The 14,029-nt window shown below is 60.8% G+C and carries 13 protein-coding genes and 4 tRNA genes; 14 read left to right on the top strand and 3 right to left on the bottom strand.

Features of this window, described 5'->3' with window-relative positions; all coding sequences use genetic code 11:
• The first annotated feature begins 46 nt into the window (after window positions 1–46).
• From truA to HU762_RS19810, 12 genes are all read left to right on the top strand, one after another.
• On the top strand, window positions 47–871 hold the full coding sequence (truA, locus tag HU762_RS19865; protein ID WP_186640018.1) for a tRNA pseudouridine(38-40) synthase TruA: 825 nt from the start codon (window positions 47–49) through the stop codon (window positions 869–871).
• 63 nt (window positions 872–934) lie between these two features.
• Entirely contained in the window at window positions 935–1,558 is a 624-nt protein-coding gene (locus tag HU762_RS19860; RefSeq protein ID WP_186639895.1) for a phosphoribosylanthranilate isomerase, read from the top strand.
• A gap of 265 nt (window positions 1,559–1,823) precedes the next feature.
• Window positions 1,824–2,744 carry an acetyl-CoA carboxylase, carboxyltransferase subunit beta gene (accD, locus tag HU762_RS19855; protein WP_030142025.1) on the top strand — a complete coding sequence of 307 codons (921 nt, stop codon included), beginning with the start codon at window positions 1,824–1,826 and terminating at the stop codon, window positions 2,742–2,744.
• A complete protein-coding gene (gene folC, locus HU762_RS19850; RefSeq protein WP_186639893.1) occupies window positions 2,741–4,048 on the top strand; it encodes a bifunctional tetrahydrofolate synthase/dihydrofolate synthase in 1,308 nt (435 codons plus the stop codon). Before accD ends, folC begins: the two co-directional genes overlap by 4 nt.
• On the top strand, window positions 4,032–4,706 hold the full coding sequence (locus HU762_RS19845) for an SPOR domain-containing protein (RefSeq protein WP_186639891.1): 675 nt from the start codon (window positions 4,032–4,034) through the stop codon (window positions 4,704–4,706). The genes folC and HU762_RS19845 overlap by 17 nt, the downstream gene beginning before the upstream one ends.
• Window positions 4,707–4,796: 90 nt before the next feature.
• The gene (locus tag HU762_RS19840) at window positions 4,797–5,357 is read left to right on the top strand and encodes a CvpA family protein (protein ID WP_003179770.1); all 561 of its coding nucleotides are present in this window, start codon (window positions 4,797–4,799) and stop codon (window positions 5,355–5,357) included.
• Window positions 5,358–5,398: 41 nt separating this feature from the next.
• Complete coding sequence (gene purF / locus HU762_RS19835) at window positions 5,399–6,904, top strand: amidophosphoribosyltransferase (RefSeq protein WP_030142021.1); 1,506 nt, start codon at window positions 5,399–5,401, stop codon at window positions 6,902–6,904.
• A 56-nt stretch (window positions 6,905–6,960) separates the two neighbouring features.
• Entirely contained in the window at window positions 6,961–8,172 is a 1,212-nt protein-coding gene (locus tag HU762_RS19830; protein ID WP_186639889.1) for an O-succinylhomoserine sulfhydrylase, read from the top strand.
• The gene (locus tag HU762_RS19825; RefSeq protein ID WP_186639888.1) at window positions 8,169–8,942 is read left to right on the top strand and encodes an SDR family oxidoreductase; all 774 of its coding nucleotides are present in this window, start codon (window positions 8,169–8,171) and stop codon (window positions 8,940–8,942) included. The genes HU762_RS19830 and HU762_RS19825 overlap by 4 nt, the downstream gene beginning before the upstream one ends.
• A 103-nt stretch (window positions 8,943–9,045) precedes the next feature.
• Window positions 9,046–9,121 (top strand) — tRNA-Val (locus tag HU762_RS19820).
• A 58-nt stretch (window positions 9,122–9,179) separates the two neighbouring features.
• Window positions 9,180–9,256, top strand: a tRNA-Asp gene (locus tag HU762_RS19815).
• 89 nt (window positions 9,257–9,345) lie between these two features.
• Window positions 9,346–9,422 (top strand) — tRNA-Asp (locus HU762_RS19810).
• 192 nt (window positions 9,423–9,614) lie between these two features.
• Here HU762_RS19810 and HU762_RS19805 read toward each other — a convergent pair.
• Window positions 9,615–10,898, bottom strand: coding sequence for an FAD-binding oxidoreductase (locus HU762_RS19805; protein WP_186639886.1), 1,284 nt, complete (start codon window positions 10,896–10,898; stop codon window positions 9,615–9,617).
• Between the two features lie 183 nt (window positions 10,899–11,081).
• On the opposite strand from HU762_RS19805, the gene HU762_RS19800 reads away from it, so the two are divergent.
• Window positions 11,082–11,158, top strand: a tRNA-Val gene (locus HU762_RS19800).
• 189 nt (window positions 11,159–11,347) lie between these two features.
• Window positions 11,348–11,992 (top strand): hypothetical protein, encoded by a 645-nt coding sequence (locus tag HU762_RS19795; protein WP_186639884.1) that lies wholly within the window; start codon window positions 11,348–11,350, stop codon window positions 11,990–11,992.
• Window positions 11,993–12,674: 682 nt separating this feature from the next.
• Here HU762_RS19795 and HU762_RS19790 read toward each other — a convergent pair.
• Window positions 12,675–13,031 (bottom strand): VOC family protein, encoded by a 357-nt coding sequence (locus tag HU762_RS19790; RefSeq protein ID WP_186639882.1) that lies wholly within the window; start codon window positions 13,029–13,031, stop codon window positions 12,675–12,677.
• Between the two features lie 138 nt (window positions 13,032–13,169).
• Window positions 13,170–13,844, bottom strand: coding sequence for a hypothetical protein (locus HU762_RS19785; protein ID WP_346656876.1), 675 nt, complete (start codon window positions 13,842–13,844; stop codon window positions 13,170–13,172).
• Between the last annotated feature and the right edge of the window lie 185 nt (window positions 13,845–14,029).

Below are 14,029 nucleotides of genomic sequence, written 5' to 3'. Positions count from 1 at the left end.
AGCAGGCTGTAATTCCTTGGCAAACATAGACAACCCAGCCGCCGAAATGGCGGCGGACGGCTTCTTCCGGATCGCCCTGGGCGTTGAATACAAAGGCTCGCGCTATCGCGGCTGGCAGCGTCAGGCCTCCGGCGTACTGACGGTGCAGGAAACCCTTGAAAACGCGCTGTCCAAAGTCGCCGACTCGCCCGTGTCGCTGCATTGCGCCGGGCGTACCGATGCCGGCGTGCATGCCTGCGGCCAGGTGGTGCATTTCGACACCCAGGTCGAGCGCTCGATGAAAGCCTGGGTCATGGGCGCCAACATCAACTTGCCCCACGACGTCAGCGTCAGCTGGGCCAAGGCGATGCCTGCGCATTTTCACGCGCGCTTCAAGGCCATCGCCCGGCGTTATCGCTACGTGATCTACAACGACCAGATCCGTCCGGCGCACCTGAACGAAGAAATCACCTGGAACCACCGCCCGCTGGACGTCGAACGCATGGCCGAGGCCGCGCAATACCTGGTCGGTGTCCATGACTTCAGTGCCTTTCGCGCCGGCCAGTGCCAAGCCAAGTCGCCGATCAAGGAACTGCATCACCTGCGCGTGACTCGTCACGGCAAGATGATCGTGCTCGACATCCGCGCGAGCGCATTCCTGCATCACATGGTGCGCAACATTGCCGGCGTGCTGATGACCATTGGCGCGGGCGAGCGACCGGTGGAATGGATCAAGGAAGTGCTCGAGAGCCGCATCCGCCGTACCGGTGGCGTCACCGCGCACCCGTTTGGCTTGTATCTGGTGCAGGTGGAATACCACGATGAGTTCGAGCTGCCGGAACGTTACATAGGGCCACATTTCCTCACGGGCTTCTCGGAACTCGACGGCTGACGGCCTTCGTTGCATTTGTTACCATCCGGGACTTTCACGGATTTGCCTGAGGGTTTACCCACCATGCCGGTCGTTCGCAGCAAGATTTGCGGGATCACCCGCGTCGAGGACGCGTTGGCGGCGGTCGAGGCCGGGGCCGATGCCATCGGGCTGGTGTTTTATGCCAAGAGCCCGCGAGCGGTGACGGTGCAACAGGCGAGGGCGATCATCCGGGCGTTGCCGCCGTTCGTGACCCCTGTAGGGTTGTTCGTCAACGCCAGCCGTTGCGAGCTGGGCGAGATCCTCGATGCGGTGCCGCTGGCCATGCTGCAGTTCCATGGCGACGAGACGCCGGACGATTGCGAGGGCTGGCATCGTCCGTACATCAAGGCGTTGCGGGTCAAGGCCGGCGATGACGTCGCGGCCAGTTGCGCGGCTTTCGCCGGCGCCAGCGGCATTTTGCTGGACACCTATGTGGAAGGCGTTCCTGGCGGTACCGGCGAAGCGTTCGATTGGTCGTTGGTGCCACAAGGCCTGGACAAGCCGATCATCCTGGCCGGAGGCCTGACGGCGGACAACGTCGCTGCAGCCATCGCCCAGGTTCGCCCCTACGCGGTGGACGTCAGCGGCGGGGTGGAGCAGGCCAAGGGCATCAAGGATCCGGCAAAGATTCGCGCGTTCATGGCTGCTGTTCGCAACAGCCAGTAGTCAATGTGACGGCTGGCAGACTGCCGCCGTCCATACCTGCACTGTACAAAGCAGGCAGGCACCGCCTCCGGGTGGGCCGATAGCGTAGTGGCGGCCGCAGTGCAGCGGTTGCCGGGATGGCTGAGGAGGTTGGGCTGCACGCAGGTCATGTTTCGCGCTGATCGTGGTGGCCGTTCGATCCTCGCCGCACAATGAATTTAGCTCAAGGGCATACGCGGGGCCGCGAACCAAAGCGTTCGGGCCGCCGGTACTGGAGAAAGAAAGCATGAGCAACTGGTTGGTAGACAAACTGATCCCTTCGATCATGCGTTCCGAGGTGAAGAAAAGCTCGGTGCCTGAAGGTCTGTGGCACAAATGTCCGTCCTGCGAGGCGGTGCTGTATCGTCCCGAGCTGGAAAAGACCCTGGACGTTTGCCCCAAGTGCAACCACCACATGCGCATCGGCGCGCGTGCCCGTATCGATATTTTCCTCGACGCAGAAGGTCGCGTGGAACTTGGCGCCGACCTGGAGCCGGTGGACCGCCTGAAATTCCGCGACGGCAAGAAGTACAAGGATCGCCTGACCGCTGCCCAGAAGCAGACCGGTGAAAAAGACGCCCTGGTGTCCATGAGCGGTACCTTGCTGGGCATGCCGGTGGTGGTTTCGGCTTTCGAGTTCTCCTTCATGGGCGGTTCCATGGGCGCCATCGTCGGCGAGCGCTTCGTTCGCGCCGCCAACTACGCCCTGGAAAACCGTTGCCCGATGATCTGCTTCGCCGCTTCCGGCGGTGCGCGGATGCAGGAAGCGCTGATCTCCCTGATGCAAATGGCCAAGACCTCGGCGGTGCTGGCGCGTCTGCGTGAAGAAGGCATTCCGTTCATCTCGGTGCTGACCGACCCGGTCTACGGCGGTGTTTCCGCCAGTCTGGCGATGCTGGGCGACGTGATCGTCGGCGAGCCGAAGGCGCTGATCGGCTTTGCCGGCCCGCGTGTGATCGAGCAGACCGTGCGCGAGAAGCTGCCGGAAGGCTTCCAGCGCAGTGAGTTCCTCTTGGAGCACGGCGCCATCGATATGATCATTCACCGCCAGGAACTGCGTCCGCGCCTGGGCAACCTGCTGGCGCAATTGATGGGCCTGCCGACGCCGAAATTCGTCGCCGCACCGATCGAGCCGATCGTGGTTCCGCCAGTGCCTGCCGGGCTATGACCCAACGCACCCTGGGCGACTGGCTTGCCTACCTCGAGCAGTTGCATCCATCGGCCATCGACATGGGGCTGGAGCGCTCGCAAGCGGTAGCGTCCCGCATGGGACTGGCCAAGCCGGCGCCCCGGGTCATCACGGTGACCGGCACCAACGGCAAGGGTTCGACCTGCGCCTTTGTGGCTTCGCTGCTGCGTGCCCAGGGGCTGAGCGTCGGGGTCTACAGTTCGCCGCACCTGCTGCGCTACAACGAGCGGGTACAGGTGAACGGCGTCGAGGCGACTGACGCCCAGCTGTGCGAAGCCTTTGCCGCGGTGGAAGCCGGGCGGGGCGAAACATCCCTTACCTATTTTGAGATGGGCACCCTCGCGGCGTTCTGGTTGTTCGTTCGTGCCGGCCTGGATGCTGTCGTGCTGGAAGTCGGCCTGGGCGGACGGCTGGATGCGGTCAACCTTGTCGATGCGGACGTCGCGCTGGTCACCAGCATTGGCGTGGACCATGCCGATTACCTGGGTGATACCCGTGAATCCGTGGCGTTCGAAAAAGCCGGCATCTTCCGCCAGGGCGCGCCCGCGCTCTGTGGCGACCTCGATCCGCCGCAGCCTTTGCTGGACAAGGTTCGCGAGCTGGGCTGCCCATTCTTCCTGCGCGGGCGGGATTTCGACCTGGCGATGACCGAGCAGCATTGGCAGTGGCGCGGCACCGATGCCAAGGGCAACCCGGTGGAGCTGCATGATCTGCCGCTGCTCGACCTGCCGATGGAAAACGCCGCGCTGGCGCTCCAGGCTTACTCGTTGTTGGGCTTGCCTTGGGACGCCGGCCAGAGTATCCAGGCGTTGCAGGCAACCCGCGTCGTCGGTCGTCTCGACCGCCGTTCGTTCGATTGGCAAGGCAAGCGCATCAACCTGCTGCTGGATGTCGGCCATAACCCCCATGCGGCCCAGTACCTGGCCGAGCGCCTGGCGCGACGGCCGGTGGCAGGCAAGCGTTTGGCGGTGTTCGGGCTGCTGTCGGACAAGGACTTGGATGGCGTTGTCGACGCGTTGAATGCTAGTGTCCAGCATTGGGCCGTGGCGCCGCTGGATTCACCGCGCTCGCGTCCGGCAGGCGAGTTGAAGGCAGCATTGCAGCGTCGTGGCGCTTCGGTTGATGCCTATGGCAGCGTGACTGACGCGTTGGAAGGGCAGTGCGCCCTGGCGACGGCCGCTGATGAGATCCTGCTGTTCGGATCATTTTTTTGCGTTGCCGAGGCCCTTCAATGGTTAGCCCGGCGCTCCACGGAGGAAGCTGCAGATGGCATTGCTGGATAAAGCGTACAAGCAGCGCATGGTCGGGGCCTTGGTATTGGTGGCCTTGGCAGTGATTTTCCTGCCGATGCTGTTTTCCCGTCAGGACGAGCAGCGCCAGGTCACGGTTGATGCTCCGTCCGCGCCCCAGGCGCCATCCGTGCCGCCGGTACAGGTCGAACCGGTGGCGGTGCCCGAGCCGCAGGCGTTGCCTCAAGAGCCTGTTCCGAGCGACGAGGAACTGGCCGAGCAATCCACCGAGCCTTCCGCGCCGACTGCCTCCGCGCCCGCTGCCGTAGCGCCTGCTCCGTCGGCGCCGAGCAAGCCGGTCGTTGCGCCAACGCCTGTTCCGGCCACACCAGCGGTCAAGCCGCCGCCAAGCCAGCCGATCACCCCCGCCACCAAGCCGGACACCACGCAAAGTCGCGTCGATGCCAACGGCCTGTCGGTCAGTTGGTCAGTGCAACTGGCGAGCCTCACCAGCCGCGAAAGCGCTGAAAAACTGCAGAAAAACCTGCGCAGCCAAGGCTATAACGCCTATATCCGTTCCGCCGATGGCAAGAACCGGGTGTTTGTCGGCCCGCTGATCGAGCGTGCCGAAGCCGACCGCCTGCGTGACCTGCTCAATCGCCAGCAAAACCTCAAGGGTTTCGTGGTGCGTTTCCAGCCAGAGCGCGGTTGAACGGCCATTTAGCTGATTTGAGTCATGCAGCTTACCGACAGCCCTGCGCTCTGCTAAAATGCGCCGCCTTATCCGTCTGTAGGCTGCACCGTGCCATTTACCTGGGTTGACTGGGCGATCGTTGCGATCGTCGCCATCTCCGCATTGATCAGTCTGAGCCGCGGCTTCGTCAAGGAAGCCCTCTCGCTGCTGACTTGGATCATCGCGGGAGTCGTCGCCTGGATGTTTGGTGGCTCGCTGTCCCAGTACCTCGCCGGATACATCGAAACCCCATCGGCTCGCGTGATCGCGGGTTGTGCCATCTTGTTTATCGCCACCTTGCTGGTTGGCGCAATGATCAACTATCTGATCGGCGAACTGATTCGCGTCACCGGGCTTTCCGGGACCGACCGGTTCCTGGGCATGGCCTTCGGCGCGGCGCGTGGCGCGTTGCTGGTGGTCGTGGCCGTCGGGCTGCTGAGCCTGGGGCCGGTCCAACAGGATACGTGGTGGCAGGAGTCCCGGCTCGTGCCACAATTTCTATTGGTCGCAGACTGGTCCAAGAACCTGATCCTGGGTTGGAGCAGTCAGTGGCTTGCCAGCGGTATCAGCGTACCCGCTGAAATACCGTTCAAGGAACACCTCTTGCCGATGGCCAAAACGCCGCAGTGAGTGTTGTTCAGTTCAGATCCATTAAGTAGGGGTTGCGTCGCATGTGTGGCATCGTCGGTATCGTCGGTAAGTCGAACGTCAATCAGGCGCTGTATGACGCGCTAACCGTGCTCCAGCACCGCGGCCAGGACGCTGCCGGTATCGTGACCAGCCATGACGGCCGGTTATTCCTGCGCAAGGACAATGGCCTGGTGCGCGACGTGTTCCATCAGCGTCACATGCAGCGCCTCGTCGGCCACATGGGCATCGGCCACGTGCGTTACCCGACCGCGGGCAGCTCGACGTCGGCCGAGGCCCAGCCGTTCTACGTCAATTCGCCGTACGGCATCACCCTGGCGCACAACGGCAACCTGACCAACGTCGAGCAGCTGGCCAAGGAGATCTACGAATCTGACTTGCGCCACGTCAACACCAGCTCCGACTCGGAAGTGATGCTCAACGTGTTCGCCCACGAGCTGGCCCAGCGCGGCAAGCTGCAGCCGACCGAAGAGGACGTGTTCGCCGCCGTGACCGACGTGCACAACCGTTGTGTCGGTGGTTATTCGGTGGTGGCGATGATCACTGGCTACGGCATTGTCGGCTTCCGTGACCCGCACGGTATTCGTCCGATCGTATTCGGCCAGCGTCATACCGACGAGGGCGTCGAGTACATGATCGCCTCCGAGAGCGTGTCCCTGGACGTGCTGGGCTTCACCTTGATTCGCGACCTGGCCCCGGGCGAGGCCGTCTACATCACTGAAGACGGCAAGCTGTATACCCGCCAGTGCGCGACCAACCCGAGCCTGACCCCGTGCATCTTCGAACACGTCTACCTGGCGCGTCCGGACTCGATCATCGACGGTATCTCGGTCTACAAGGCGCGCCTGCGCATGGGCGAGAAGCTGGCCGACAAGATCCTGCGCGAGCGTCCGGACCACGACATCGACGTGGTCATCCCGATTCCGGACACCAGCCGCACCGCGGCCCTGGAACTGGCGAACCACCTGGGCGTGAAGTTCCGCGAAGGCTTCGTGAAGAACCGCTACATCGGCCGTACCTTCATCATGCCCGGCCAGGCTGCCCGGAAAAAATCCGTACGCCAGAAGCTCAACGCGATCGAGTTGGAATTCCGCGGCAAGAACGTGATGCTGGTGGACGACTCCATCGTGCGCGGCACCACCTGCAAGCAGATCATCCAGATGGCCCGCGAAGCGGGTGCCAAGAATGTGTATTTCTGCTCCGCGGCCCCGGCCGTGCGCTACCCGAACGTCTACGGCATCGACATGCCGAGTGCCCATGAGCTTATCGCTCATAACCGCACGACCCAGGAAGTCGCCGACCTGATCGGCGCCGACTGGCTGATCTACCAGGACCTGCCGGACCTGATCGAAGCGGTCGGCGGCGGCAAGATCAAGATCGAGCAGTTCGATTGCGCGGTATTCGACGGCAAGTACGTCACCGGCGATATCGACGAGGCCTACCTGAACCGGATCGAGAACGCGCGTAACGATGCGTCCAAGGCCAAGACTCAGGCGGTCAGCGCGATCATCGATCTGTACAACAACTGAGTCACGAACCGGCCCTGAGGGGCCGGTTTGCGTTTAACCGATTAAGGAGTGACAGCATGAGTCAGGATTGGGATGCCGGTCGGCTGGACAGCGACCTTGAAGGCGTAGCGTTCGATACCCTGGCGGTTCGCGCGGGTCAGCACCGTACACCGGAAGCCGAGCATGGCGATCCGATGTTCTTCACCTCCAGCTACGTCTTCCGCACCGCCGCCGATGCCGCGGCGCGCTTTGCCGGTGAGGTGCCGGGCAATGTCTATTCGCGTTATACCAATCCGACCGTCCGGGCTTTCGAGGAGCGCATCGCCGCCCTGGAAGGTGCCGAGCAAGCCGTCGCCACCGCCACTGGCATGGCCGCAATCATGGCGGTCGTGATGAGCCTGTGCAGCGCTGGCGATCATGTACTGGTGTCACGCAGCGTTTTTGGCTCGACCATCAGCCTGTTCGAGAAGTACTTCAAGCGCTTTGGCGTGGAGGTCGACTACGTACCCCTGGCGGACCTGTCCGCTTGGGATGCCGCGGTCAAGGCCAATACCAAGCTGCTGTTCGTCGAATCGCCGTCCAATCCGCTCGCTGAACTGGTGGACATCGCCGCGTTGGCGGAGATCGCCCACGCCAAGGGCGCCATGCTGGTGGTCGACAACTGCTTCTGTACCCCGGCGCTGCAACAGCCGCTCAAATTGGGCGCGGATGTGGTGGTGCACTCGGCCACCAAGTTCATCGACGGCCAAGGCCGTTGCATGGGCGGCGTTGTCGCCGGTCGTGGCGAGCAGATGAAAGAAGTGGTGGGTTTCCTGCGCACTGCCGGGCCGACCCTCAGCCCGTTCAACGCCTGGATCTTCCTCAAGGGCCTGGAAACCCTCGGCCTGCGCATGAAAGCCCATTGCGCCAACGCCCAGGTCCTGGCCGAGTGGCTGGAGCAGCAGGACGGCATCGAGAAAGTCCATTACGCCGGGCTCAAGAGCCATCCTCAACACGATCTGGCGGCGCGCCAGCAACGCGGTTTCGGCGCTGTGGTGAGTTTCGAAGTCAAGGGGGGCAAGGAGGGCGCCTGGCGCTTCATTGATGCCACTCGACTGATTTCCATCACCGCCAACCTGGGTGACAGCAAGACCACCATCACGCACCCGAGCACCACGTCCCATGGCCGCCTGTCGCCGCAGGAGCGTGAAGCGGCGGGCATCCGCGACAGTCTGATCCGCGTTGCGGTCGGCCTGGAAGACGTAGCGGACCTGCAAGCCGACCTGGCCCGCGGGTTGGCGGCCTTGTGATCGAGCTGGCAACGCCGCCGAGCGGTACTCACGGCCGGGTTGCCCTGGTGACGGGCGCCGCACGGGGGATCGGCCTGGGTATTGCCGCCTGGCTGATCTGTGAAGGCTGGCAAGTGGTGCTGACCGACCTGGATCGCGAGCGTGGTTCCAAGGTAGCGAAAACCCTGGGCGACAACGCCTGGTTCATCACGATGGATGTGGCGGACGAGGCGCAGGTCGCCACCGGTATTGCCGAGGTGCTCGGGCAGTTCGGGCGGCTCGACGCGCTGGTGTGCAATGCGGCCATCGCCGAGCCGCACAACATCATCCTGGAAAGCCTGGACCTGGCTCACTGGAACCGGGTCCTGGCGGTGAACCTCGGCGGGCCGATGCTGCTGGCCAAGCATTGCGCGCCTTACCTGCGCGCCCACAATGGCGCCATCGTCAACCTGGCCTCGACCCGCGCCGCGCAATCGGAACCCGACACCGAGGCCTATGCCGCAAGCAAGGGGGGGCTGTTGGCGCTGACCCACGCCCTGGCGATCAGCCTGGGCCCGGAGATCCGCGTCAATGCGGTCAGCCCTGGCTGGATCGATGCGCGGGACCCATCCCAACGTCGCGCAGAGCCATTGACCGACGCCGATCATGCCCAGCATCCGGCGGGCAGGGTGGGCACGGTGGAGGACGTGGCGGCGATGGTGGCGTGGTTGTTGTCGCGCAACGCCAGTTTCGTCACGGGTCAGGAGTTCATCGTTGACGGCGGCATGACCAAGAAGATGATTTATCAGTGACGAGCGTCTCTGTGCCTCGTTTGAACTGTTTTTAAAAAACTTCAACGCTGCTATTGACTTAGCTTCGGTACCTGCGTAAATTTCGCGGCCTCAACGCAGCAAAGGGTGATTAGCTCAGCCGGGAGAGCGTCTGCCTTACAAGCAGAATGTCGGCGGTTCGATCCCGTCATCACCCACCATGTTTCTTGAGAGTCTTGCGAAAGCAAGATGGAAGCTGTCAAAAGCCTCCACCGACGCGCAGCGGTAGTTCAGTCGGTTAGAATACCGGCCTGTCACGCCGGGGGTCGCGGGTTCGAGTCCCGTCCGCTGCGCCATATTTTCCGAAGCAGGTTCGCCTGGTTCGAGATTAAAGCCCAAGGGTTTTGATCAGACGAGTTAACTGGACGCAAGTCCATAGCGATACGCAGCGGTAGTTCAGTCGGTTAGAATACCGGCCTGTCACGCCGGGGGTCGCGGGTTCGAGTCCCGTCCGCTGCGCCATATCTGCTTCGAGGCCCACTGAACGCCTTGAAGCTAAGAAGAAAGCTGAAAAGCTCCTTCTAGTCGATAGCAAAGACCCTGGTCGAAAGACCGGGGTTTTTTGTTTTCGGAATTTGAAAGGTTGGAGCAAGCCCCGTGGCGAGGGAGCTTGCTCCCGCTGGGCTGCGAAGCAGCCCCCTGTTGTTGGCCGCCTCAGAACCCCAACTTATCCCGCAAGCCGTAATACCAAGCCCCCATCGCCGCAAACGGCGTACGCAACAACTGACCGCCGGGGAAGGGGTAGTGGGGCAGGTCAGCAAACGCATCAAAACGCTCCGCTTGCCCTCGCAGCGCCTCGGCCAATACCTTGCCCGCCAGGTGCGTATACGTCACGCCATGACCGCTGCAGCCCTGGGAATAATAAATGTTATCCCCCAGCCGCCCGACCTGCGGAAGACGCGACAGCGTCAGCAGGAAATTTCCGGTCCAGGCGTAATCGATCTTCACATCCTTGAGCTGCGGGAACGCCTTGAGCATCTTCGGTCGAATGATCGCCTCAATGTTCGCCGGATCCCTCGCGCCATACACCACGCCGCCGCCAAAGATCAGACGCTTGTCGCCTGTCAGCCGGTAGTAATCGAGCAGGTAGTTACAGTCCTCGACGCAATAATCCTGCGGTAGCAGGCTACGGGCCAACTCTTCCCCCAGCGGCTCGGTGGCAATCACCTGGGTGCCGCAAGGCATGGACTTGGCCGCCAATTCCGGCACCAGATTGCCTAGATAAGCGTTGCCCGCCACGATAATGAACTTGGCCCTGACCTTGCCCTGCGGCGTATGCACCACCGGACTGGCGCCGCGCTCGATGCGCACCGCCGGCGACTGCTCGTAAATTACCCCGCCCAGCGACTCCACCGCCGCCGCTTCGCCCAACGCCAAGTTAAGCGGATGAATATGCCCGCCGCTCATGTCCAGCATGCCGCCCACATACTCCTCGCAAGCCACCACTTCGCGAATGCGCCGCTGATCCAGCAGCTCCAGCTGGGTATGGCCAAAACGCTCCCATAAACGCTTCTGCGACTCCAGATGGCCCATCTGTTTATCAGTGAGCGCGGCGAACACACCGCCGTCCTTCAGATCACACTGAATCTGATACTTCGCCACCCGCTCACGAATGATCCGCCCACCCTCGAACGCCATGTTGCCCAGTAACTGCGCCTGTTGCGGGCCGACGCTGCGCTCGATCACATCAATGTCGCGGCTATAACTGTTAACGATCTGCCCGCCGTTGCGACCCGAAGCGCCAAAGCCCACCTTGGCCGCCTCAAGCACGGTGACCTTGAAACCGTTCTCCAGCAAAAACAGTGCAGAGGACAGGCCGGTATAACCGGCGCCGATCACGCACACATCGGTTTCGACGTCATCCTGCAGGGCGGGGCGCGAAGGCGTCGGATTGGCCGATGCGGCGTAATACGACGCTGGGTAGGCTGTGTTCGCCATTCTGGAACCTCTGTTTTATATTTTTTACGAATGCAGCGATCCTACCCGAGATAAAAATCCGCCGCCAGCCACCGCAAAATCTTCGTCGCATCGGCGCAATTAAATATTTTGCATATTCATAGGGTTAGGTGAAAAAAAGGTATTGACACCCCTCCGGAATTCCGTAGAATGCCGCCTCACAGCAGGCACGTAGCTCAGTTGGTTAGAGCACCACCTTGACATGGTGGGGGTCGTTGGTTCGAGTCCAATCGCGCCTACCAAACAAAATCCGCTCTGCTGGGCGGTCTAGAAGGGCTCACCGAAAGGTGGGCCCTTTTTTGTTGGATGCGTTTCAAGCTTTCCCAAAGCTTTTTACATCCCACCTCACAACGCTCATTCGACATCCAACTCAACGTATCCAATCGCCGTAGTGTCGGATGTTGAGTTGTCGAGTACATAAGGACATGGTCATGCGAGTCGTCACTTTCGTAACTTTTCTCTCTGTAGCACTTGCTGGTTGCTCTGGAATTCCTTCAGTTCCATACGAAGAGCCTGCCCAATCGGAGGGAATGGCGCGCGTTCGCGTTATTACGAACTCCGATGTGTTCGGCGATAGCATCACCGGCAGTTGTGCTCCTGCTACCCGGCATAAAATGGCTGAAGCCGGACGTTTCGGGCGGGACGGGACGGCGAACATCAACTATCCGCAGTACCCCCAGAAGTCGGCGAGCCTTGGCATGCCGCAACGAGTTTTCCCTACTCTTGCTCAGTACGTCCCTGCCATTCGGATGGGCGAAGGGGCTTACAAAGAAGTCGTAACCGAGTATCGCGTTAGGACTGATCTGCCGTTCCAAATGGCGACCCTGGGCGCGACCATTGGTAGCTATGGCAGCACTTACTCGACCTGCGGTGGCCAGGCGCTCGTTTACAAGCTGGAACCAGGGAGAGATTACGAAGCTTTGGCTGGGGTGAGTAGCAGACCAAACAAAGATGGTCAGCAGACGCTTGTTTGCATGTTCGCGGTTTTTGAACTCGCCGCTTTTCCTGGGACTTCAATTGTGATTCCCAAGAAGCTGACGCCTGCTGCGCCTCCGCAGGAAGTCTGCAAGAACTAACAAGCGCAGCCCGGCCATCAAGCCGGGCTTTTTATTGTCCGCTCGTCGACGCCATAGCACTCTCATTCTGAGCGCCGCCTCTCAGCTATATAGGCGCAGATTCCGCGCATTAGAGGAGACATAGCATGGTGGATGACAATAACGGCCCCGAAGCGCCGTACCCCGGGCCAGATGAGAAGACGCCCGACGCAGGCGAAGGCCATGGATCCGGGCTGGAGCAAGCTAAGTCTGAGCCGAAGCAGGGCACTGGCGAGAGACCGGAGGACTGGAGCCCGCCTCCTGGCAACCCGGGTTCTGACCAAGACGCCCAGACGAATCGTGAGAATGGTGGTGCTAAGTAGATTGCTGAACAGCATGACGACGGATAACCCAGCCATCGTGCCGGGTTTTTCGTTGCCTTCAATTTACATGAAGGAGCAGCGCTCGTGTTAATCGAGCTGCGGAGGAAAAAAGGGTCAGGTTTATCTTGCTTCGCTTCGCTGAGAGCTTCCATCGAACGGATTCGATCCTGGGGTCTTCCGGTAGGAGCGAGGTGGCGCTTGCGTCATTCAGACACTCTAATAGGCTGACGTTTAGCACTGGCAAGCCGAAGCGAGAATTGACACGGAGTACTTAGATGCAGCTAGCTGACGCAGTTCTCGGTGCTTACGATTGACTGCGGCTGACCGAAAACTGCCGTTTCTTACTGCTGCTCGGTCCACACGGCCAGTTCATAGCCATCTGGATCTGTGAAGTGGAACCTGCTGCCACCAGGGAAAGAAAATATCTCCCGGGTGAAAACAGCGCCTAGGGCCTTGAGCCGCCGTTGTGTTTCAGCGAGGTTGTCGGCGTACAAAATGATTAAAGGCCCACCGGGTCGAACGGGCTCGCCTGTAGTGAAACCGCCAGTGAGGCGGCCGTCAGTGAACTCGGTGTAGGTGGGACCGTAGTCGACGAATGTCCAACCGAATGCGCTGCCGTAGAAGGCTTTGCTACGGGCGATATCACCTACATTCAGCTCGATATTGTCGATTTGTCGGTCTTTGCCGCGAACGCTCATGCTCGCCTCCCTGGCTGATGTTTAGGGTGGCGAGTATAACGTCACTGTCGGCTCTCGACAGGCCCGGCGCATCGAGCTTGCATTGAACTACTTGCGCTTCAACTGCTGCCGGGATTGTTTCATTCGAAAGGTCAGGACTCAGGATGCGGTTGAGCGATTCTTTCCCTGAGTACACGGATTAAAAATTTCCCGAATACTCTCGCTGGTGCCTACATAGGTTTTGGTACCTGGTACTGCCACAGCCGAGTAATTCTTGCGATCGGTGACCCGAATAAAACTGCCTTGCGCAGCCGTGAAGTTCTCAGTGTTCGGCGGCACTAACACGCTCAGGAACTGGGCTTTCTTGTCGAGGGCCAAGGCACCTCCCACGGTAATGGGCGCCAGCATGGCGGCCCAACGTTCACTGAACAGGTAGAAGGTATCGGCTGCGGCTCTGCCACTTTGCAGGTGGGCACACTGCACATCACTTGCTTTGATGACTTCAGCTTGCTGGTAGATGCCGCCCTGATACAGGGCCAGCACTAGCTTGCTCTTAGTCAGCACACCCAAGCCTTGCGTGGGTCTGCACACTTGCGAATCCCCATAGGGAAATAAGCACCAGTTGGTTTCGGTGATAGTGACGATTTCGTCTGCGCTGAGCTTCAGGTCACGTTCAATATTGGCGCGGTCTTGCGGGGTTTCGTAAGGGATGGCGCATGCGCTCAATAGAGCTGCAACGGTCAGGGCGAGTAGCGGGGTTCTCATCAAACGTCCTTTGCTGCTGGAAGTACATGTAAATGAAGAATATTTTTTGCGGATCTCTTCTTTCAACACGCTACGATTCAAGCAATCGTGAGCGCAGGAGAAAATCTCCGTCGTTGAGTTTGGGCTCTGAGACAACTACATCGAAGCGTTCGATGTGATCGAAAAACTCCGGCCGTGATGACGGCTGGGCAGATCCTCCACCGGTCTACGCATCGGGAGATTTATAGATCGCGCTGAGTTTAAAGCGCTGTTGG

This window comes from Pseudomonas sp. SWRI92, from assembly GCF_014268685.1.
GTDB classification, from domain to species: domain Bacteria; phylum Pseudomonadota; class Gammaproteobacteria; order Pseudomonadales; family Pseudomonadaceae; genus Aquipseudomonas; species Aquipseudomonas marvdashtae.
This window is presented reverse-complemented; position numbering and strand designations above follow the sequence as displayed.

Coding starts and splice junctions, on each gene's coding strand:
- folC (WP_186639893.1), top strand. CDS start 2,741: ATGACCCAACGCACCCTGGGCGACTGGCTTGCCTACCTCGAGCAGTTG.
- HU762_RS19860 (WP_186639895.1), top strand. CDS start 935: ATGCCGGTCGTTCGCAGCAAGATTTGCGGGATCACCCGCGTCGAGGAC.
- HU762_RS19805 (WP_186639886.1), bottom strand. CDS start 10,898: ATGGCGAACACAGCCTACCCAGCGTCGTATTACGCCGCATCGGCCAAT.
- purF (WP_030142021.1), top strand. CDS start 5,399: ATGTGTGGCATCGTCGGTATCGTCGGTAAGTCGAACGTCAATCAGGCG.
- truA (WP_186640018.1), top strand. CDS start 47: ATGGCGGCGGACGGCTTCTTCCGGATCGCCCTGGGCGTTGAATACAAA.
- HU762_RS19845 (WP_186639891.1), top strand. CDS start 4,032: ATGGCATTGCTGGATAAAGCGTACAAGCAGCGCATGGTCGGGGCCTTG.
- HU762_RS19830 (WP_186639889.1), top strand. CDS start 6,961: ATGAGTCAGGATTGGGATGCCGGTCGGCTGGACAGCGACCTTGAAGGC.
- HU762_RS19795 (WP_186639884.1), top strand. CDS start 11,348: ATGCGAGTCGTCACTTTCGTAACTTTTCTCTCTGTAGCACTTGCTGGT.
- HU762_RS19790 (WP_186639882.1), bottom strand. CDS start 13,031: ATGAGCGTTCGCGGCAAAGACCGACAAATCGACAATATCGAGCTGAAT.
- accD (WP_030142025.1), top strand. CDS start 1,824: ATGAGCAACTGGTTGGTAGACAAACTGATCCCTTCGATCATGCGTTCC.